The sequence below is a fragment of the Hyphomicrobiales bacterium genome (genome assembly GCA_017642935.1).
GTDB lineage: Bacteria > Pseudomonadota > Alphaproteobacteria > Rhizobiales > MH13 > MH13.
Map to the genome: position 1 here is coordinate 1 of JAEPOK010000011.1, position 384 is coordinate 384.

Annotated in this window: 1 protein-coding gene and 1 tRNA gene; both read left to right on the plus strand. The window is 60.9% G+C overall.

Going from position 1 to position 384, the window contains the following annotated elements; translation table 11 throughout:
* Positions 1–196, plus strand: a 196-nt coding sequence (locus JJ917_17825) for an inositol monophosphatase (protein ID MBO6700686.1), incomplete at its 5' end; no start/stop codon positions are given.
* A 43-nt stretch (positions 197–239) separates the two neighbouring features.
* Positions 240–324, plus strand: a tRNA-Leu gene (locus tag JJ917_17830).
* Positions 325–384: the final 60 nt, after the last annotated feature.

Genomic DNA, 384 nt, shown 5'->3' on the forward strand with positions numbered 1-384 from the left:
CTACGACGGGTTCTGGGAAAGCGGGCTCAACGATTGGGATACCGCCGCCGGCTGCCTGATCGTGCGCGAGGCGGGCGGTTTCGTGTCCGATTTCCGCGGCCGGTCGCAGCCGATCCATTCGGCACAGGTGCTGGCTGCCAACGATGCGCTGCATTCGAAACTGCACAAATTGCTCGTCAATGCGCTCAAGGCTTGATGCCGCACCGGGGCGCGGCTAACGCCTGCGGTCCCGATGCAGTGCCCCTGTGGCGGAATTGGTAGACGCGCTCGACTCAAAATCGAGTTTCTTCTGAAGTGCCGGTTCGAGTCCGGCCAGGGGTACCAAACTAAATCCTTGCGCAAAGCGGGATAAACTGGGATTCCGGCTCTCGGATGATCGGAGTT